This is a genomic window from Streptomyces sp. PTY087I2, from assembly GCF_001687325.1.
GTDB lineage: Bacteria > Actinomycetota > Actinomycetes > Streptomycetales > Streptomycetaceae > Streptomyces.
Genome location: NZ_LZRD01000017.1, coordinates 1 through 18,819, shown reverse-complemented (window position 1 = coordinate 18,819; position 18,819 = coordinate 1). Strand labels below are relative to the sequence as shown.

The 18,819-nt window shown below is 71.1% G+C and carries 17 protein-coding genes; 12 read left to right on the top strand and 5 right to left on the bottom strand.

The window, feature by feature from the left end:
- Positions 1-17: 17 nt before the first annotated feature.
- Together A3Q37_RS19395 and A3Q37_RS19390 are read right to left on the bottom strand one after the other, a co-directional pair.
- The gene (locus A3Q37_RS19395; RefSeq protein ID WP_065486343.1) at positions 18-1,004 is read right to left on the bottom strand and encodes a helix-turn-helix transcriptional regulator; all 987 of its coding nucleotides are present in this window, start codon (positions 1,002-1,004) and stop codon (positions 18-20) included.
- Positions 1,005-1,219: 215 nt separating this feature from the next.
- Positions 1,220-2,230: a helix-turn-helix transcriptional regulator gene (locus tag A3Q37_RS19390; protein WP_176711460.1), complete on the bottom strand. Its 1,011-nt coding sequence runs from the start codon at positions 2,228-2,230 to the stop codon at positions 1,220-1,222.
- 301 nt (positions 2,231-2,531) lie between these two features.
- On the opposite strand from A3Q37_RS19390, the gene A3Q37_RS19385 reads away from it, so the two are divergent.
- Complete coding sequence (locus tag A3Q37_RS19385; protein ID WP_003967571.1) at positions 2,532-2,852, top strand: hypothetical protein; 321 nt, start codon at positions 2,532-2,534, stop codon at positions 2,850-2,852.
- Between the two features lie 110 nt (positions 2,853-2,962).
- Here A3Q37_RS19385 and A3Q37_RS19380 read toward each other — a convergent pair whose 3' ends face one another.
- Positions 2,963-3,364, bottom strand: coding sequence for a pyridoxamine 5'-phosphate oxidase family protein (locus tag A3Q37_RS19380; RefSeq protein ID WP_065486337.1), 402 nt, complete (start codon positions 3,362-3,364; stop codon positions 2,963-2,965).
- A gap of 180 nt (positions 3,365-3,544) precedes the next feature.
- On the opposite strand from A3Q37_RS19380, the gene clpB reads away from it, so the two are divergent.
- Positions 3,545-6,136 (top strand): ATP-dependent chaperone ClpB, encoded by a 2,592-nt coding sequence (gene clpB, locus A3Q37_RS19375; RefSeq protein ID WP_065486335.1) that lies wholly within the window; start codon positions 3,545-3,547, stop codon positions 6,134-6,136.
- Between the two features lie 158 nt (positions 6,137-6,294).
- Entirely contained in the window at positions 6,295-6,840 is a 546-nt protein-coding gene (locus A3Q37_RS19370; RefSeq protein ID WP_065486331.1) for a YbjN domain-containing protein, read from the top strand.
- Between the two features lie 159 nt (positions 6,841-6,999).
- On the opposite strand, the gene A3Q37_RS19365 is transcribed toward A3Q37_RS19370, so the two are convergent.
- A complete protein-coding gene (locus A3Q37_RS19365; protein WP_141693579.1) occupies positions 7,000-7,935 on the bottom strand; it encodes a hypothetical protein in 936 nt (311 codons plus the stop codon).
- Between the two features lie 88 nt (positions 7,936-8,023).
- Positions 8,024-9,223 carry a pyridoxal phosphate-dependent aminotransferase gene (locus A3Q37_RS19360; protein ID WP_065486326.1) on the bottom strand — a complete coding sequence of 400 codons (1,200 nt, stop codon included), beginning with the start codon at positions 9,221-9,223 and terminating at the stop codon, positions 8,024-8,026.
- Between the two features lie 139 nt (positions 9,224-9,362).
- Here A3Q37_RS19360 and A3Q37_RS19355 point away from each other — a divergent pair, with 139 nt between their 5' ends.
- The 9 genes from A3Q37_RS19355 to A3Q37_RS19315 form a co-directional block, all read left to right on the top strand.
- Positions 9,363-9,659 (top strand): hypothetical protein, encoded by a 297-nt coding sequence (locus tag A3Q37_RS19355; protein ID WP_065486324.1) that lies wholly within the window; start codon positions 9,363-9,365, stop codon positions 9,657-9,659.
- A gap of 321 nt (positions 9,660-9,980) precedes the next feature.
- Positions 9,981-10,502, top strand: a complete 522-nt coding sequence (locus tag A3Q37_RS19350) for a DUF2617 family protein (protein WP_065486320.1) — start codon at positions 9,981-9,983, stop codon at positions 10,500-10,502.
- A 67-nt stretch (positions 10,503-10,569) separates the two neighbouring features.
- Positions 10,570-12,168, top strand: coding sequence for a polyamine aminopropyltransferase (locus tag A3Q37_RS19345; protein WP_065486318.1), 1,599 nt, complete (start codon positions 10,570-10,572; stop codon positions 12,166-12,168).
- Positions 12,169-12,313: 145 nt separating this feature from the next.
- Complete coding sequence (locus A3Q37_RS19340) at positions 12,314-13,324, top strand: SRPBCC domain-containing protein (protein ID WP_065486315.1); 1,011 nt, start codon at positions 12,314-12,316, stop codon at positions 13,322-13,324.
- Positions 13,325-13,344: 20 nt separating this feature from the next.
- Entirely contained in the window at positions 13,345-14,151 is an 807-nt protein-coding gene (locus A3Q37_RS19335; RefSeq protein WP_065486313.1) for an aldose epimerase, read from the top strand.
- A 57-nt stretch (positions 14,152-14,208) separates the two neighbouring features.
- Positions 14,209-14,748, top strand: a complete 540-nt coding sequence (gene pyrE / locus A3Q37_RS19330) for an orotate phosphoribosyltransferase (protein WP_065486311.1) — start codon at positions 14,209-14,211, stop codon at positions 14,746-14,748.
- Between the two features lie 145 nt (positions 14,749-14,893).
- Complete coding sequence (gene fbaA, locus A3Q37_RS19325) at positions 14,894-15,925, top strand: class II fructose-bisphosphate aldolase (protein ID WP_065486310.1); 1,032 nt, start codon at positions 14,894-14,896, stop codon at positions 15,923-15,925.
- Between the two features lie 98 nt (positions 15,926-16,023).
- Entirely contained in the window at positions 16,024-17,193 is a 1,170-nt protein-coding gene (locus tag A3Q37_RS19320; RefSeq protein WP_065486308.1) for a MalY/PatB family protein, read from the top strand.
- Positions 17,194-17,343: 150 nt separating this feature from the next.
- Positions 17,344-18,819, top strand: a 1,476-nt coding sequence (locus tag A3Q37_RS19315) for a DHA2 family efflux MFS transporter permease subunit (RefSeq protein ID WP_065486306.1), incomplete at its 3' end; no start/stop codon positions are given.

Here is an 18,819-nt window from a genome sequence, read left to right as displayed (position 1 = left end):
TCGGGCGGTCGTGCGGGTCAGGCCTCGTCGCGGTCTGTCTCGGAGATGCCCGAGCGGACGAGGAGGGCGCCGAGATGGGTGCGGCTGGTGGCGCCGAGGGCCTGCATGAGCTTGGCGATGTGGGCGCGGCAGGTGCGGACGCTGATGCCCATCTTGCGGGCGACGACGTCGTCGACGTGGCCCTCGGTGAGGAGGCGGGCGATGCTGAGCTGGACGGCGGTTACGGGGGCGTCCGGGGCCGTGGCGGGGAGTTGTCGGCGGTACGGGGTGGCCTGCGCCCACAGGACTTCGTAGACCTGGACCAGGTAGCGGACGAGGGCGGGGTGGCGGATCTCCAGGGCGGCGCTGCGGTCGGGCGTGGCGGGAACGTAGGCGACCGTGCGGTCGAAGATGATCAGCCGGTCGATGGTCTGCTCCATGGTCCGGACTTCCAGGTGCCCCGGCGGGAGTTGGCTCAGATACGCGGCGAATCCCGGGCTGTAGCGCACGGGGTGCTGGTAGAGGTGGCGCATGCGGCCGCCGGCCGCGATGACGGCCCGTGCGTTCTCCAGGCCCTGCCCGAGGTTGTCGGTCATGCGGTTGCCGCCCGGCTGCGCGGTGAGCACTTCCTCCCGTGCGACGGCGGAGGCGTTCCGCAGGGATTCGGCGATGAGGCTCCGGCCCTCGAGGACGGTGATGGCGAGGTTCGGGTCGTCGCTCGCCACCTCTGCCAGCGGGGCGAGTGAACTGCTCAGCGCGGCGGTGAGCCGGATGCGCTCGTCGATCTCGCGGGTGATGGGGCCCAGCAGGTGCGCCAGCGCCGCCGACGGAGGCACGGGGCGCATCCACGCGTCGTCGAGCGGGTCGGGGTGGAGCAGTGCCATCTCGATCAGGCAGGGGGCCGACAGGATCTCGGCGCGGGCGATGCGGCCGTCGCGGAGAGCTGTCTCGTAGAGCCGGACGGCGGGTGGACACAGTTCCCTGTTTCCGTGCGCATGGGCCCGGTTTGCCCCCTCTGTATGCATTTTGGGCCCCCCACTTTTTGCAGTGCAACAAGATGACGGTGGTCAAAGCCTAAAGGGCGCGAAAAGCTCGGCTCATCGAGGAGCCGGGGATCTTCTTCGATGGTTCCGGGGCGCGGCCGCGCTCTCCCCCGTGTGCGGCCGTGTCCCGGGCAGGGTGGACGACGAGTGAGGGAGGGCGGTGGCCGGCGGAGGCTTCGGGTGTTCCGGCCCGGGCTTCAGGAGTTCTGGTCCAGGATTCCTGACCGCGCGATCAGATAGCCGAGTTGGGCACGGCTGCTGCTGCCCAGGGCGGCGGAGAGTTTGGCCACATGGGCACGGCAGGTCCGGACGTTCATGCCGAGCCGGCGGGCGATGGAGTCGTCGACGTGTCCCTCGACGAGGAGTTGGGCGATGGAACGCTGAACACCGCTGATTCCCTGCGGCATCGGGTCGTACTTGACCTCTTCGAGGAGTGGCGCGGCACGGGTCCAGAGCTGTTCGAAGACCTTCACGAGGTATTCGACGAGGCCGGGGTGGCGCAGTTCCAGGGCGACCTGGCGGTCGTCCTGGGCGGGGATGAAGGCGACCGTGCGGTCGAAGACGATCAGGCGCTCGATGAGCTCTTCGAGTGTCCGGATCTCCACGTTGTCGTTGGCTATGCGTTCGGCGTAGGCCAGGGTGCTGGGGCTGTGGCGCACCGTGTGCTGGTAGAGGGTACGGATGCGTACCCCGCGGTGGACGACGGACAGTCCGCGCTCCAGCGACTTGCTGAGCTGGTCCTCGTTCCGTCCGCCGCCCGGCTGGACGGTGAGCACCTCGGTCCGGCATTCCGTGGTCGCGAGGTCGAGGGCGGCGTTGATCCGGTTGACGCCTTCCAGCACGGTGATGGCATGCGTCATGGGCGGACCCTGGGCGCTGATGTCCATAAATGGTTCGAAGGATTCGGTCAGTTCCACCGAATGCCGTCGGCGTTCCTGGATCTCGCGTTCTATGGGGTGCAGGTGCTGGGCCAGCGCCGCTGCCGGCGGTACCGGGCGGAGCCAGCCCGGATCGTCAGGGTCGGGATGGAGCAGGGCGAATTCCATCAGGCACGGAGCGGGTTCCAGTTCGGACCGGGCGATGCGGCCGGACCGGAGCGCGGTGGCGTAAAGACGCCCCCCTGCTTCGCATAGTTCGGTGATCCCGTGAGGATGTGTCGTCTTTATGTGGCTTGTGGTCATTTCTCCACCCCCCAGGTTCCTGAACATTCAGGAACATGATGCATCGACCCAGTGGTGTTCGTGTGCCCAGGTGGGACATCGTCTTAGGTGCGGGGGAGAAGAATCCACAAGTGAGGACGAAGCCGACTATGTACAAGCGAATGCTTCGCTCGGCGCTTGCCGCCTCGTTCGTCGCGGCCCTTGGACTCGGGCTGACGGGCGTCGGCGCCACGGGCGGCAGCGGCGAGCAGAAGGCTGTTCAGGCTGCAACACCCAGTGACATCGGTTGGATCGCACCTGCTGCGGCCCCAGGTGACATCGGTTGGGTCGCTCCGGCCCGTACGGTCGCATGAGCACCCCGCCGGACGACCGCACCTTCCGGCGCGAGATGGCAACCGCCTATCGCTCAGGGTGGCATTTCATCGATCTGCTCACGGCCCTCCCCCGCCGTGGCGACTCGTTGATGGTCACCCTGTTCGGAGAGCCGATCGTCGTGGTGATGGAAGAGGACGAGGACGTCCGCGCCTATCGCTGTCTCCGTCGGCCCCGCGGCGCGCCGCAGCCGGTTCGCTGTGCCGTCAGGTACGGCATGATCTTCGTCAACCTCGATCAGCGCGACCACGAGCTGTTCGACGCAGAACCCCTTTCCGCCACCCCCCGCAGTGCCTGAGCGATTCCCCCGTCGTCACCTGTCGCTCCAGGCGCTTCCCCCACACAGCGGCGCCACCGTGACCTGAACACGGTGGCGCCGTTGTGCTGTCTCCGCGGCCCTGCGCGGTCTCAGGCCCTGCCGAGTGCCCGGTCGAGGGTGATCTCGATGACGACCCGGGTCGGGTTGACCCGCGGCGGACGGCCGTAGCGCTCCTCGTGGCGGGCCTCCGCGTCCCTGACGGTCTCCGGCTCGGTACGGACGACCGCGCGGCCCTCCAGCGTCGCCCAGCGGGCCCTGTCGATCTGGCAGACGGCCACCCGTGCCCCGTCCGGGCCGGCCGCGCGGATGTGGGCCACCTTGCGGCTGCCCCCGTCCGTGATCACCCGTGCCACCCCGGCCTCCGGGTCGTACGTCACACACACCGGCACCACGTGCGGCGTGCCGTCCGGGCGGGGGGTCGTCAGCGTGGACAGGTGGCTCTCGCGCCAGAACGCGACGTATTCGGGGGAGGGATTGCGTACGTCTGCCATGGGGGCAGCGTACGAGGCCGGGCCCCGGGCCCCCGCGGCGCGTGCGAACGAAGTCGTCCTGGAGCCCGCAGCGCGTGCGATCACTACCTTGAGTGGAATAGACTCAACTTTGTGCACGTTGATTGAGTCAACAGGGATGACGCACGTACGAACCCCAGCTGCGAGGAGGAGTAACCACACGTGGACGCCGAGCTGACCAACAAGAGCCGCGACGCCATCAACGCGGCCACCAACCGGGCCGTGAAGGACGGGCACCCCGACCTGACCCCGGGGCACCTGCTGCTCGCGCTGCTGGAGGGGCAGGACAACGAGAACATCGTCGATCTGCTCGCCGCGGTCGAGGCCGATCTGGCGCTCGTACGCGGCGAGACCGAGCGCCTGCTCGGCTCCCTGCCCAGCGTCACCGGGTCCACCGTCGCCCCGCCGCAGCCCAACCGCGAGCTGCTCGCCGTCATCCAGGACGCGGCCCAGCGGGCCAAGGAACTGGGCGACGACTACATCTCCACCGAGCACCTGCTCATCGGTATCGCCGCGAAGGGCGGCCGGGCCGGTGAGATCCTCGACGGACAAGGGGCCGGCGCCAAGAAGCTGCTGGCCGCGTTCGAGACGAGCAGGGGAGGGCGCCGGGTGACCACACCCGACCCGGAGGGCCAGTACAAGGCCCTGGAGAAGTTCGGCACCGACTTCACGGCCGCCGCGCGCGAGGGCAAGCTGGACCCGGTCATCGGCCGCGACCAGGAGATCCGCCGCGTCGTGCAGGTGCTGTCGCGCCGGACGAAGAACAACCCCGTGCTCATCGGCGAGCCCGGCGTCGGCAAGACCGCCGTCGTCGAAGGGCTCGCCCAGCGCATCGTCAAGGGCGACGTCCCCGAGAGCCTCAAGGACAAGCGGCTCGTCTCGCTCGACCTCGGCGCGATGGTAGCCGGCGCGAAGTACCGCGGCGAGTTCGAGGAGCGTCTGAAGACCGTCCTCTCCGAGATCAAGGAGAGCGACGGCCGGATCATCACGTTCATCGACGAGCTGCACACCGTCGTCGGCGCCGGCGCGGGCGGCGACTCCGCCATGGACGCGGGCAACATGCTCAAGCCGATGCTGGCCCGCGGCGAGCTGCGCATGGTCGGCGCGACCACGCTCGACGAGTACCGCGAGCGGATCGAGAAGGACCCCGCCCTGGAGCGCCGCTTCCAGCAGGTGCTGGTCGCCGAGCCGTCCGTCGAGGACACCATCGCGATCCTGCGCGGGCTCAAGGGCCGTTACGAGGCCCACCACAAGGTGCAGATCGCGGACTCGGCGCTGGTGGCCGCCGCCACCCTCTCCGACCGCTACATCACCTCCCGCTTCCTCCCCGACAAGGCCATCGACCTGGTCGACGAGGCCGCGTCCCGGCTGCGGATGGAGATCGACTCCTCGCCGCTGGAGATCGACGAACTCCAGCGCTCCGTCGACCGGTTGAGGATGGAGGAGCTGGCGCTGAAGAACGAGAGCGACCCGGCCTCCAAGGAGCGCCTGGCGAAGCTGCGCCGCGACCTCGCCGACAAGGAGGAGGAGCTGCGCGGCCTCAACGCCCGCTGGGAGAAGGAGAAGCAGGGTCTCAACCGGGTCGGCGAGCTCAAGGAGCGCCTCGACGAGCTGCGCGGCCAGGCCGAACGGGCGCAACGTGACGGTGACTTCGACGCCGCCTCCAAGCTGCTGTACGGGGAGATCCCGGGCCTGGAACGGGAGTTGGAGGAGGCCGCCGAGGCCGAGCAGGAGGCGTCCAAGGACAAGGACACCATGGTCAAGGAGGAGGTCGGTCCTGACGACATCGCGGACGTCGTCGGCGCCTGGACCGGCATTCCGGCCGGCCGGCTGCTGGAGGGCGAGACCCAGAAGCTGCTGCGCATGGAGTCCGAGCTCGGCAAGCGGCTGATCGGGCAGACCGAGGCCGTGCAGGCCGTCTCCGACGCCGTACGGCGGACCAGGGCGGGCATCGCGGACCCCGACCGGCCCACCGGGTCCTTCCTCTTCCTCGGGCCGACCGGTGTCGGCAAGACCGAGCTGGCCAAGGCGCTGGCGGACTTCCTGTTCGACGACGAGCGGGCCATGATCCGCATCGACATGAGCGAGTACGGCGAGAAGCACAGCGTCGCCCGCCTCGTCGGGGCCCCGCCCGGTTACGTCGGTTACGAGGAGGGCGGCCAGCTCACCGAGGCCGTCCGCCGACGCCCGTACAGCGTCGTGCTCCTGGACGAGGTCGAGAAGGCCCACCCCGAGGTCTTCGACATCCTGCTCCAGGTCCTCGACGACGGCCGGCTCACCGACGGCCAGGGCCGCACGGTCGACTTCCGCAACACCATCCTGATCCTCACCTCCAACCTCGGCTCCCAGTTCCTGATGGACCCACTGGTTAAGCCCGAGGTCAAGAAGGAGCAGGTCCTGGAGGTGGTGCGGGCCTCCTTCAAGCCGGAGTTCATCAACCGGCTGGACGACCTGGTGGTCTTCTCGGCGCTCTCCGGCGACGAGCTGGCCCACATCGCGGGCCTCCAGATCGACCGGCTGGCCAAGCGCCTCGCGGACCGGCGGCTCACCCTGGACGTCACACCCGAGGCGCTCGCCTGGCTCGCCCAGGAGGGCAACGACCCGGCCTACGGGGCACGCCCGCTGCGCCGCCTCATCCAGACGGCCATCGGCGACCGGCTCGCCAAGGAGATCCTGTCCGGCGAGATCCGCGACGGTGACACCGTACGGGTGGACCGGGCCGAGGACGGACTGATCGTCGGCCCCGCCTCGTAACCACCGGTCACGGAGCGTCGCACGCTGTGAGCGAACGCCCGGCGAGCCCCGTCCGCCCACGCTGTCTGTCAGCTTGTGGCGGATAGGGGCCGCCGGGGCTTGCCATGCCCCGCCCGCCATGGGAGAGGATGGCCGCAACCGCACGAAGGGAAATAACGGTGAGCATCGATCCGTCCTCGATTCCTAATTTCGGGGGCCAGCCCGAACCGCAGGCGGCAGGACCGGAGGGCCCCGTCGTCCCTGACCAGGACCTCGTCAAGCAGCTCCTCGACCAGATGGAGCTGAAGTACGTCATCGACGACGAGGGCGACCTCGCGGCGCCGTGGGAAGAGTTCCGGACGTACTTCATGTTCCGCGGCGAGGCGGAGCAGCAGGTCTTCTCGGTCCGTACGTTCTACGACCGCCCGCACGACCTGGACCAGCGCCCCGTCCTCCTGGACGCCATCGACGACTGGAACCGCCGCACCCTGTGGCCCAAGGTCTACACCCACGCCCACGAGGGCGAGGAGGGCGAGACGGGTTCCGTCCGGCTGATCGGTGAGGCGCAGATGCTCATCGGCACCGGCGTCAGCCTGGAGCACTTCGTCTCCTCGACGGTGAGCTGGGTGCGCGCCTCGATCGAGTTCGACAAGTGGCTCGCCGAGCGCCTCGGCATCCAGCCCGCCGAGAGCAAGACGGACGGCGAGGAGCCCGCGGGCGCCTGACGCCTCGGTCCATGGCAGCGGCCCGGGAGAACGGTCACCACGACCGCCTCCCGGGCCGCTGGCGTGTCAGAGGTGACCGGTGTCGCGTCGAAGGCCCCTGCCTGCGCCGCCGCAGTCGCTCTCCGCTCGCGGTGCGGACGATTTTCACCGCCGCGTTCATCACCGGCAAGAACTCTGTACCGAACGGGCGAAGACCTCCTGTCCCGATCCGACGGGGCTTGTCAGCTGCACCTGTGCACCCACCTTGCGCACTATCTGTGAGGTCGAGCAGTCGTAGAGGACATGAATTCCGTTGGACTGGCCGAGATGGAGCATCGGGCCGTCCGGCGGATTCTCACTGCCGGCCGTTTCCGCGAAGTCGGCATGGACGAAGTGCGGGCGAATGCCCAGTACCTGCTCAAGGGCGCCGGGCCGCGCAGATTCGACCGTTCTTCTGCCGCGTTCCTGCATCGCCTGGCCCAGGCAGAGCATGCAGAGCGCGGCTGAGAGAAAGAGGACCAGGCCGCTGCGGAGCAGGCCCCCGTGGGTCCGATGTCTGCCCGCGAGATGGAGTGCCGGCGCCAGGAAGACCGTCCAGCCGATCCACACGGCGATCCATGTCCCCTCGGAGAAGAGGGCGGCCGGGCCCTGGATCACCGTCAGCACCGCCCAGCCGAGCCCCACCAGGGTGGCCAGCGCGAGAGCGTGGAGACCGGGGCGGTCCCGGAACGTCTTCGTCATGAAGCGGGAGACCCTGCGTCGGCGTGATCCCTCCTCCACACCCAGGGCGAGGACTCCCGGCAGGAAGAGCATGCTCGGAACGAGCAGGAACGCAAGAAACACGAGCGCTGTGGCGACGCGGGTGAGCAGGACCGCCGTGTCCAGGCCGACTTCCTCGGGCGCCACTCCGAACTGGGCGAAGTACCTCTCGACGGCCCAATACTGGATCCCGGTGAGAAGAACTCCGGCGAGACCCAGTACGGTGACGACCGTCTGTAGTGCGTCCCTTTTCGTGGAAGCTTGTTCCGGTGTTTTCTCCGTGGCCTCTGGGGCAGGCGATGTCGACATGGGTGAAAGCGTTTCCGGGCGCCGCTTTCCCATGCTGGATTTGATCAATATCTGAGGGTGGGACTGCACCTGCGCTGCGGTTTCTCACGCCGGGGCCCCGCCGGCACCGGCATGGCGGAGGTCTTCCCGGCGCCCGTCAGGGCGCGAGCCGCCGCAGCCGCTCCACCGCCTCCTGGAGCACGTCGTCCCGCTTGCAGAACGTGAAGCGGACCTGGCTGCGGCCCGCCTCCGGGTCGTCGTAGAAGACCGAGTTCGGTACCGCCGCCACCCCGCAGCGCTCCGGCAGTGCGCGGCAGAAGGCGTAGGCGTCCTCGTCGCCGAACGGAGAGATGTCGGTGGTGATGAAGTACGTCCCCTCCGGCTCGTACACCCGGAAGCCCGCGGCGCGCAGGCCCTTTGCCAGCAGGTCCCGCTTGCGGTGCATGTCCTCGCGGAACCCGGTGAAGAAGGTGTCGGGCAGGGCCAGTGCCTCGGCGATCGCGTACTGGAACGGGCCCCCGCTGACGAACGTCAGATACTGCTTCGCCGCGCGCACCGCCGCCACCAGCGGGGCGTCGCCGGTCACCCAGCCGATCTTCCAGCCGGTGTACGAGAACGTCTTGCCCGAGGAGGAGATGGAGACCGTGCGCTCGCGCATCCCGGGGAGCGCGGCGATCGGGTGGTGCGCGCCGGTGAAGACGAGGTGTTCGTACACCTCGTCGGTGACCACCAGGAGGTCGTGCTCGACCGCGAGGGCCGCGATCCCGGACAGTTCGTCGGGGGTGAGCACCGTGCCGGTCGGGTTGTGCGGGGTGTTCAGCAGCAGGAGGCGGGTGCGCGGGGTGATCAGGGTGCGCAGTTCGTCGAGGTCCGGGCGGAAGTCCGGGGCGCGCAGGGTGAGCGGTACGCGCTCGGCGCCCGCCATCGCGATGCAGGCGGCGTACGAGTCGTAGTACGGCTCGAACGCGATGACCTCGTCGCCCGGTTCGAGGAGGGCCAGCAGCGAGGCGGCGATCGCCTCGGTGGCCCCGGTCGTCACCAGGACCTCCGTCTCCGGGGACCAGGTCAGGCCGTAGAAGCGCTCCTGGTGGGCGGCGACGGCGTTGCGCAGCTCCGGGACGCCGGGGCCCGGCGGGTACTGGTTGCCGTGCCCGGCCCGCAGCGCCCGGACCGCCGCCTCCCGGATCTCCTCGGGGCCGTCGGTGTCGGGGAAGCCCTGGCCGAGGTTGATGGAGCCGGTCCGCCCGGCCAGCGCGGACATCTCGGCGAAGATCGTCGTCCCGAACGCGGCGAGGCGGCGGTTGAGCAGCGGTCGTTCCTGCGCCGGGTTCCCCCGGGTCGCTCGTCCCTGTGTCATGGGCGCCATCCTGGGCCGAAGCTCTGGAGTTGCTCAAGTCCGCTTTGGTGCGCGCGGGCCCTGGGAATCCCCCTGTCACACAACAACGGGGAAGCGACGGGGGACCTCGCTTCGGGGGAGAGAAAGGCGGGTGGGGGCCATGGGCGTCTTCATCGCGATAGTGATCGCCGCGGTCGTCGTCGGCGGGCTGCTGGCCGTTCTGCGGGCCACCGGTGGAAGCAAGTCGGCGCACTCGCGTACCAGGGGCCGGCGTTCCTCGGCGGCGTCCGCGGGCGGCGAGGGCCTCACCGGTGGCGACTCCGGCGGTGGCTGGTGGTCGTCGGGCGACTCCGGCTCCGGCGGCGACTCCGGGTCCGGCGGTCACTCGGGCGGCCACTCCTGCGGCGGCGGCTCGTCGTGCGGGGGCGGGGGCGGCTGCGGCGGGGGCAGCAGCTGATCCGGCCACCGTCGCACGGTCACCCACAGTGACCCGATACCGGGCGTCCGGAGGGTGAACTCCCTCCGGACGCCTTTTCGTTGAGCGACGCGGTCGTTTTCGGTTGAACAGGTGAACCGTGGGGCCCCCGAGGGGATGGAAACCACGGCAAGTTGGGCGAAAACGCTGTGAGTGCGGCGTACTTCGTGATTCCCTCGTCGAAGAGAACATTCAGCCCTCGGACCCCAGTTGGACCAGATCGGGCGCCCCTCACCTCCCACGCGCAGTCATCAGGGGGCGTTCTGCTGTCCAGGTGTCCATGTGTGTTTGCGGAGCCCACCCATGCTCACCACCCTCCAGACGGCCTATTCCGATACCCGCGCCGCCGACCTGGCCTGGATGCTGGGGCGGGAGCCGCTGCCCGCCCTGGCGGTCCTCGACCTCCGGTTCGACGGCGCCGAACTCCAGTTGAGGCTGCTCGGCGCCTCCCACCAGGTGCTTCTCCAGGAGGAGCACGGGGTCTGTTCCGAGACCGTGGCCTGTCTGCCCGGCAGCAGCACCCCTCTGCCCCTCGGTGTCTCGAAGCGCCTCGGGGACCGGGAGTACGAATTCGCCGCCCGCGTCGAGTCCCTGACCCAGGGCCAGTTCGCGGGCCGCGCGCAGGAACTGCTCGCCCTCGTGAGCGACCACCCGCACGGTCTGGTGGGCACCTTCCCCGGCAGCCCGTACGCCTTCACCGCGATGCTCGCCCAGCGCACCGAGGGCCAGGTGCGGTGGCGTACCTGGCACGCGTACCCGCAGGAGGGGCAGTTGGTGGTGACCCGGACCCGGGTGGGTGCGCGGATTCCGGCCGCCGCGGCCTGAGTGGCAGGGCCACTTACACCCGTGTGGGTGACAAGGTGCGACGGTGTCGTGACGTAGCGTTCGCGTCATGATCGACCAGCAGATGTCGCTGCGAGGGGGCGCGGCGCGGCTCCCCGTGCGGCCGAGGACCGGCCGGTTCCTCGTGCTGGCCGCGGTCTTCGTCTGCGCCGCCTGCGGTCTCGTCTACGAACTCGAACTGGTCGCGCTCGCCTCGTATCTCATCGGCGATTCGGTCACCCAGGCGTCCGTCGTGCTCTCCGTGATGGTGTTCGCGATGGGCATCGGATCCCTTCTCGCGAAACGTTTGCGCTGCCGTGCCGCCGTCGGTTTCGGGATGATCGAGGCGGCCCTCGCCCTGATCGGCGGCTCCTCGGCGCTGATCCTCTACGCCTCGTTCGCCTGGCTCGGCGATTCGCAGTACGCCCTGGTCGGGTTCTCGCTGGCGATCGGGGTGCTGATCGGCGCGGAGATCCCGCTGCTGATGACGCTGATCCAGCGCGTCGACCGGCAGGACGCGGGCGGGGCCGTCGCCGATCTCTTCGCCGCCGACTACGTGGGCGCGCTGGTCGGCGGGCTCGCGTTCCCCTTTCTGCTGCTGCCGATGCTGGGGCAGCTGACCGGCGCGCTGTTCACCGGCGCGGTCAATGCGGCGGCGGGCGGGGCGCTCGTCCTGTGGGTGTTCCGGAGCGACCTGAGCCCCCGCTCCCGCTGGCTCCTCGTCCTGGCCAACGCCTCGGTCATCGCGGTGCTGGCCACCGCCACGGTGCTGGTCGACGACTTCGAGCGGGCGGCGCGCCGGGCGGTGTACGGGGACCAGGTGCGGGTCGCCGTGCAGACCGGGGTGCAGGAGGTCGTGGTGACCGGCACCGACCGGGACTCCCTCGGCCTCTATCTGGACGGCCGGCTGCGGGTCAGCGCCCGCGACGAGTACCGCTACCACGAGGCGCTGGTGCACCCCGCGATGAACGGGCCCCGCGCCCGCGTCCTCATCCTCGGCGGCGGCGACGGGCTCGCCGCCCGCGAGGTGCTGCGCTACGGGGACGTCCGCGCGGTCACCGTCGTCGAACTGGACCCCGCCGTCACCCGACTGGCCCGGACCGACCCCGCCCTCTCCGAGCTGAACGACCACGCCTTCCGCGACCCCCGCCTCACCGTGGTCGGGGCGGACGCGTTCCCCTGGCTCCGGGCCGACCACGGCCGGTACGACGTTGTCATCTCCGACCTCCCCGACCCGGGCATCACCGCCAGTACGAAGCTGTATTCCGCCGAGTTCTACGGGCTGATCGCGGAGGCCCTGGCCCCCGACGGGCGGCTCGTGGTGCACGCCGGACCGCTGGGATCCCGGCCGCAGACCTTCTGGACGGTGGAGGCCTCGGTGCGCGCGGGCGGCCTCGCGACCCGCCCCTACCGCGTCACCGGCCGGTACGCGGGCCTCGCCGCGAGTCCGGACCGGGGCGGCGGGGAGGACCGGGAGCGGGAGGACTGGGGCTTCCTCCTCGCCGCTCCGGGGAAGGCCCCGCAGGCCGCGCTGGCCGCCGGAGGGCCCGAGCCGCGCTCGCTGCGGGGCCGGGAGCTGAGCGAGGGGGCGCGGGCCGCGGCCGAGGCCCGGCTGCCGGGGCTGCTCCCGTCGACGCTGATCCACCCGCGGTACTGGGAAGACGCGTGAGCCCGCGGGGGTGGGGCGTGCGGTGCGGTGCGTGGGCGCGCCGGGTGGGCTGTGGTGCGGTGGGTGGGCCCGGCTCGTGCGGCCCTCGGGTTTCGGCGGCCGAAGCCCTGACGTTCGGGGCCGTGGCCGATTAGGCTCGGTTTCCATGGAGCATGAGGTGTTCGTTCCGGTTCCCGTCCCGACCCTGCTGCGCACCCTGGCCGATCCCGCCCGGGTCGCCCGTTGCGTCCCCGGTCTCCAGCAGGACGCCGACGCGTCGGCGTCGCCCCTGGCGGGCCGGCTGAAGCTGCGGGCCGGCGGCCACACCATCACCTACCGCGGCGAGCTGCTGCTCACCGGCCCGGAGAGAGACCGGTTCTCCGTCACCGGGAAGGGCGTGGAGGCCCGGGGCACCGGTGCGGTCGAGCTGGCCCTGACCATCGGCCTCACGGCGACGGACGGCGGGACGACGCTCACGTACAGCGGTACGGCCGACGGGGACGGGCGGCTGGTCGAGCTGGGGGAGGGCGCGGCGCTCGCGGCCGCCCACCGGCTCCTGGACCGCTTCACCCAGCAGCTGGTGACGGAGTCCCTGGTGGAGCGCGAAGGCGACGCCGTGGCCGCGGAGGGGCTTGCGGGCGACGAGGACGGCGAGAGCGACGAGGGTGGCGGGGAGCGCGGGGACGCCGAGGTGGGCGAAGGCGCCGTGGCCGCGGAGATCTCGGAGGCCTCGGACGAGCTGTCCGCCGACGCGGACGCCGACGACGGTCTCGATTTCGACGCGGACGCGGACACGGATGTCGATGCGGACATCGATACGGAAGCCGACGCGGACGCGGATGTCGACGTGGACAGCGACGCCGACGTGGGCGGCGACGACGGCTCCGGGTCCGTCTTCGACTCGCCCGTGCCGCCGCCCTCGCTCGACCCCGTCGCCGGCGTGGAGTTCACCGTTCCGGACGAGCCGCCCGCCGAGGCCGCGCACGCCCGCCGCACCATGATCGGGCGCAGCGCCGAGGAGGTCGACCACGCGCCGCCGCGTGGCCGGTACGCCCCCGTGCCCTCTCCGGAGGCGGGCGGTGCGAGCACCACCCTGCGGTGGGTCGCCCCCGCCGCCGCCCTCGCGCTCGCCTCCGCCGTGGTGCTGGGCCGGGCGTTGCGGCGCCGGAGGCCGTGAGCCGCCAGTAGGGTCGTCGGGTGAGCAGGAGCGAAGAGAACGTCAGGCTGACCGTCGGCGCGGCCGAGTTGACCGTCGACCCCGTGCACGGCTGCCGGATCAGCAGCCTGCGGATCGGGTCCACCGAGCTGCTGCGCCAGGGCGATCGGTACGGCTGTTTCCCGATGGTCCCCTGGTGCGGGCGTACGGGGTACGGGGAGTTCCGCAACGGCGACGAGCTCCACGAGCTGCCGCTGAACTCCCCGCCGCACGCCATCCACGGCACCGGCCGGGACACCTCGTGGCACCCCGCCCACACGGCCGCCGAGCTGGCCGAGGGCCGGGCGGCCTTCTACTACGACCTCGCGAAGCCCTGGCCGTACGAGGGCCGGGTGACGCAGACCTTCGAGCTGACCGAGGACACGCTCACGCTGGGCCTCGCCGTCGAGACGTACGGCAATTCCTTCCCGGCCCAGGCCGGCTGGCACCCCTGGTTCCACCGCACCCTCGACGGCCGGGACGTCGAGCTGTCCTTCGACGCCGACTGGCAGGAGGAGCGGGGCGGGGACCATCTGCCGACCGGGCGGCGCATCGACCCGCAGCCCGGCCCGTGGGACGACTGCTTCGGGATGCCCGACGGCGTGGATGTGAAGCTCACCTGGCCGGAGCGGCTGGAGCTGACGGTGAAGAGCCGCAGCGAGTGGGTGGTCGTCTACGACGAGCAGGACGAGGCCGTCTGCGTGGAACCGCAGTCCGGTCCGCCGAACGGGCTGAACACCGCGCCCCGCCTGGTGACCCCGATCGATCCGCTGGAGATGACCACGACTTGGAGCTGGACGCGGCTCTGAGGCGCGGCTCCGAGGCTCGGCTCGGGGCCGGGGGCCGCACCGCTTACCCTCGTGGACATGACTGACGTACGCGCAGACCTGCTCCAGCAGATCAAGGACAAGGCCGTGGTGCACGGCAAGGTGACCCTCTCCTCGGGTCTGGAAGCCGACTGGTACATCGACCTGCGCCGCATCACGCTGGACGGCAAGGCCGCGCCGCTGGTCGGGCAGGTCATGCTCGACGCCACCGCCGAGCTGGACTACGACTGCGTCGGCGGGCTGACGCTCGGCGCGGACCCGGTCGCCACCTCGATGCTGCACGCCTCCGCCGCCCGGGGTAAGAGCCTGGACGCGTTCGTCGTCCGCAAGGCGCAGAAGGCACACGGGATGCAGCGCCGCATCGAGGGCACGGACGTGAAGGGCCGCCGCTGCCTGGTCGTCGAGGACACCTCGACCACGGGCGGCTCGCCGCTCACCGCCGTCGAGGCGGTCCGTGAGGCGGGCGGCGAGGTCGTCGCCGTCGCCGTGATCGTCGAGCGCGGGGCCGCCCCGACCATCGCCGAGGCCGGTCTTCCGTACGTCCACGTCTACTCGGTGGCCGACCTCGACCTGAGCTGAACCCGCGGCGGACCCTGTTTCACGTGAAACCGGGTCCGCCGGGTGGAGCCGGGGGGCAAGTCTGGGAAGATGGGGGCGACGATGACGTCGCCCCCAGGTCAGGGACTCACAGCCTGCACACCCGCACATCCCAAGGAGCGGTCAGATGCCCATCGCAACCCCCGAGGCGTACGCCGAGATGCTCGACCGGGCAAAGGCGGGCAAGTTCGCCTACCCGGCCATCAACGTCACCTCGTCCCAGACCCTGCACGCCGCGCTGCGCGGCTTCGCGGAGGCCGAGAGCGACGGCATCGTCCAGATCTCCACCGGTGGTGCGGAGTTCCTGGGCGGCCAGTACAACAAGGACATGGTCACGGGCGCCGTCGCCCTGGCCGAGTTCGCGCACATCGTCGCCGCGAAGTACGACGTCACCATCGCGCTGCACACCGACCACTGCCCCAAGGACAAGCTGGACGGGTACGTACGTCCGCTGCTCGACGTCTCCGCCGAGCGCGTCGCCAAGGGTCTGAACCCGCTGTTCCAGTCCCACATGTGGGACGGTTCGGCCGAGACCCTCGCCGACAACCTGGCCATCGGCCAGGAGCTGCTGGCCAAGGCCGCCGCCGCCAAGATCATCCTTGAGGTCGAGATCACCCCGACCGGCGGTGAGGAGGACGGCGTCACGCACGAGATCAACGACGAGCTGTACACGACCGTCGACGACGCGCTGCGTACCGCCGAGGCGCTCGGCCTGGGCGAGAAGGGCCGCTACCTGCTGGCCGCCTCCTTCGGCAACGTCCACGGTGTCTACAAGCCGGGCAACGTCGTGCTCCGCCCCGAGCTGCTGAAGGACCTCCAGGCGGGCGTCTCCGAGAAGTACGGCAAGCCGGCCGGCAGCCAGCCGTTCGACTTCGTCTTCCACGGCGGTTCGGGCTCCACCGCCGAGGAGATCGTCACCGCGCTGGAGAACGGCGTCGTGAAGATGAACCTCGACACCGACACCCAGTACGCCTTCACCCGCCCGGTCGCGGACCACATGTTCCGCAACTACGACGGTGTCCTGAAGGTCGACGGCGAGGTCGGCAACAAGAAGACCTACGACCCCCGCACCTGGGGCAAGCTCGCCGAGGCCGGCATGGCCGCGCGCGTCACCGAGGCCTGCGCGAACCTGCGCTCCACGGGCACGAAGCTGAAGTAGTCACCCGTCCGCACGGACGGTACGGACGTACGGTGTCGGGCCCGGTCCTCCTCGGAGGGCCGGGCCCGTTGCCGTGCCGGGAGAGAAGAGGATCTGCTGTGGGCGCGCCCTACGATTTCGATACCGTCGTCGACCGCCGGGGCACCTGGTGCGTCCAGTGGGACGGGGTCGCCGACCGGTTCGGCGTCGACGGCCTGCTGCCGTTCACCATCTCCGACATGGACTTCGCCACCGCCCCCGAGGTCCTGGCCGCGCTCCGGGCCCGCCTGGACCACGGGGTGTTCGGCTACACCACCTGGCAGCAGGACGACTTCCGCTCGGCGATAGCCCACTGGTACGCCACCCGGTACGGCACCGGGATCGACACCGGGCAGCTCGTCTACGGGCCGTCCGTGCTCAGCCAGCTCTCCCAGCTGCTCCAGATGTGGACGGGGGAGGGGGACGGCGTCGTCGTCCACACCCCTGTGTACGACGGTTTCCGCAAGGCGATCACGGGGCTCGGGCGGGAGCTGCGCGGGGTGCCGGTGGGGGACGAGGAGGCGTTGGAGCGGGAGCTTGCGCGGCGCGATGCGAAGGTGCTGGTGCTGTGTTCGCCGCACAACCCGACGGGGCGGGTGTGGACGGCCGACGAGCTGGCCCGGACGGCGGCGCTCGCCGAGCGGTACGGGGTCGCGGTGATCAGCGACGAGATCCACGCGGACTTCGTGCACGACGACGGTGCGGGGCGCGTCCATGTGCCGTGGACGCGGGTGGCGGGGGACGGCCGGTGGGCGCTGATCACGTCCGGGTCGAAGGCGTTCAACTTTCCGGCGTTGACCGGCTCGTACGGGTTCATCGGAGACGCCGGTGACCGGGCGGAGTTCCTGCGGCGGATGGAGACGGCGGAGGGGCTGGCGTCACCGGCGGTCCTCTCGCTGACCGCGCACATCGCGGCGTACCGGGAGGGGGCGGCGTGGCTGGACGCGGTGCGGTCGTATGTGGCGGGGAACCTGGCGTACGTGGCTGAGCGGCTGGGGGCCGCCTTCCCCGAGCTGGGGTGGGTGCCGCCGCAGGCCGGATACCTGGCGTGGATCGACCTGCGTCCGCTGGGAGTGGAGGAGGCGGCGTTGCAGCGGGTGCTGGTGGAGCGGGAGCGGGTGGCGATCATGGGGGGTTCGGTTTATGGGGCGCCCGGTTGCGTCCGGCTGAATGTGGGGTGCCCACGGGAGAAGGTTGTGCGGGGGGTTGAGGCGTTGGTGCGGGGCGTGGGGGCGGTGCGGGCCGTGTGAGCCGTGCGGTGGTCGCCGGTTTCGGGGGCGCTGCCCCCGGGCCCCCGCTCCTCAATCGCCGGAGGGGCTTGAAATGCGGGCTCTTGCTCCGTGCGGGCACTCCAGGGTTCCTCAATCGCCGGAGGGGCTTAATTGGGGCACCCTGGCCCCATGGCTGCTGCTGGCTCCGCCCCCGGGGAGATCCGGGTCGCCTCGCCCGCCGGGCGCTGGGTCGTGCTGACCACCGTGCTCGGGTCCGGCATGGCGATGCTCGACTCCACCGTCATCAACGTGGCCCTGCCCCGCATCGGCGAGGACCTCGGCACCGATATGGCCGCCCTCCAGTGGACCGTCAACGCCTACATGCTCACGCTCGCCGGGCTGATCCTCCTCGGCGGGGCGCTCGGGGACCGGTACGGGCGGCGGCGGGTGTTCGTGGTGGGAGTGGTGTGGTTCGCGGCCGCCTCCCTGCTCTGCGGGATCGCGCCGAACGCGGGGGTCCTCATCGCCGCCCGGGCGCTCCAGGGCGTCGGCGGCGCGCTGCTCACGCCCGGGTCCCTCGCGCTCATCCAGGCCAGTTTCCATCCGGACGACCGGGCGCGGGCCGTGGGACTCTGGTCCGGGTTCGGCGGGGTCGGGGCGGCCGTGGGGCCGTTCGTCGGCGGCTGGCTCGTCGACGGGCCCGGCTGGCGGTGGGTGTTCCTGCTGAATCTGCCGCTCGCCGCGATCTGCGTACCCGTCGCGCTCCGCCACGTACCGGAGTCGCGGGATCCGGCGGCGCACGGCCGGTTCGATGTGCTGGGGGCCGTCCTCGGGGCGCTGGCGCTCGCCGGGGTGACGTACGCGCTGATCGAGGCGCCGGGGCGGGGTGCGTCGCCGGTGGTGATCGGGTCGGCCGTCGGCGGGCTGCTGCTGGGGGCCGCGTTCGTACGGGTCGAGCGGCGGCGGGCAGACCCCATGCTGCCGCCGTCGATCTTCCGCTCCCGGCTGTTCACCTCGGTCAACCTGGTGACCTTCTGCGTCTACGCGGCCCTCGGCGGCTTCTTCTTCCTCTCCGCGATCCAGCTCCAGGTGGTGGCCGGGTACTCGGCGCTGGGGGCCGGTACCGCGCTGCTGCCCACCACCGTGCTGATGCTGCTCTTCTCCGCGTCGGCCGGTGAGCTGGGGCGGCGCATCGGGCCGCGTGTCCCGCTGACCGTGGGGCCGCTGCTGGCCGCCGGCGGGATGCTCCTGATGCTGCGGGTGGGGCCGGGCAGCGCTTCCGTCGGCGGGTACGTCACCGAGGTGCTGCCCGCCGTCCTGGTGCTCGGCGCCGGGCTCGTCGTGGTCGTCGCGCCGCTCACCGCGACCGTCCTCGCCGCTGTGGACGCCGGGCGGGCCGGACTGGCCAGCGGCATCAACAACGCCGCCGCCCGGGCCGCCGGGCTCATCGCCGTGGCCGCGCTGCCGCTGCTCGCCGGGATGGGGCCGGAGGCGTACCGGGACGCGGGCGAGTTCGCCACGACGTTCCGGCGGGCGATGCCGATGTGCGCGGGGCTGCTGGTGGCGGGCGCGGTCCTCGCCTGGTGGACGGTGCGCACCCCGGCCGCCACCGCCGCCGTCCGCGGCGAGCGGCCCGAGTGCGCGGTGCACTGCGGGGTCGCCGCC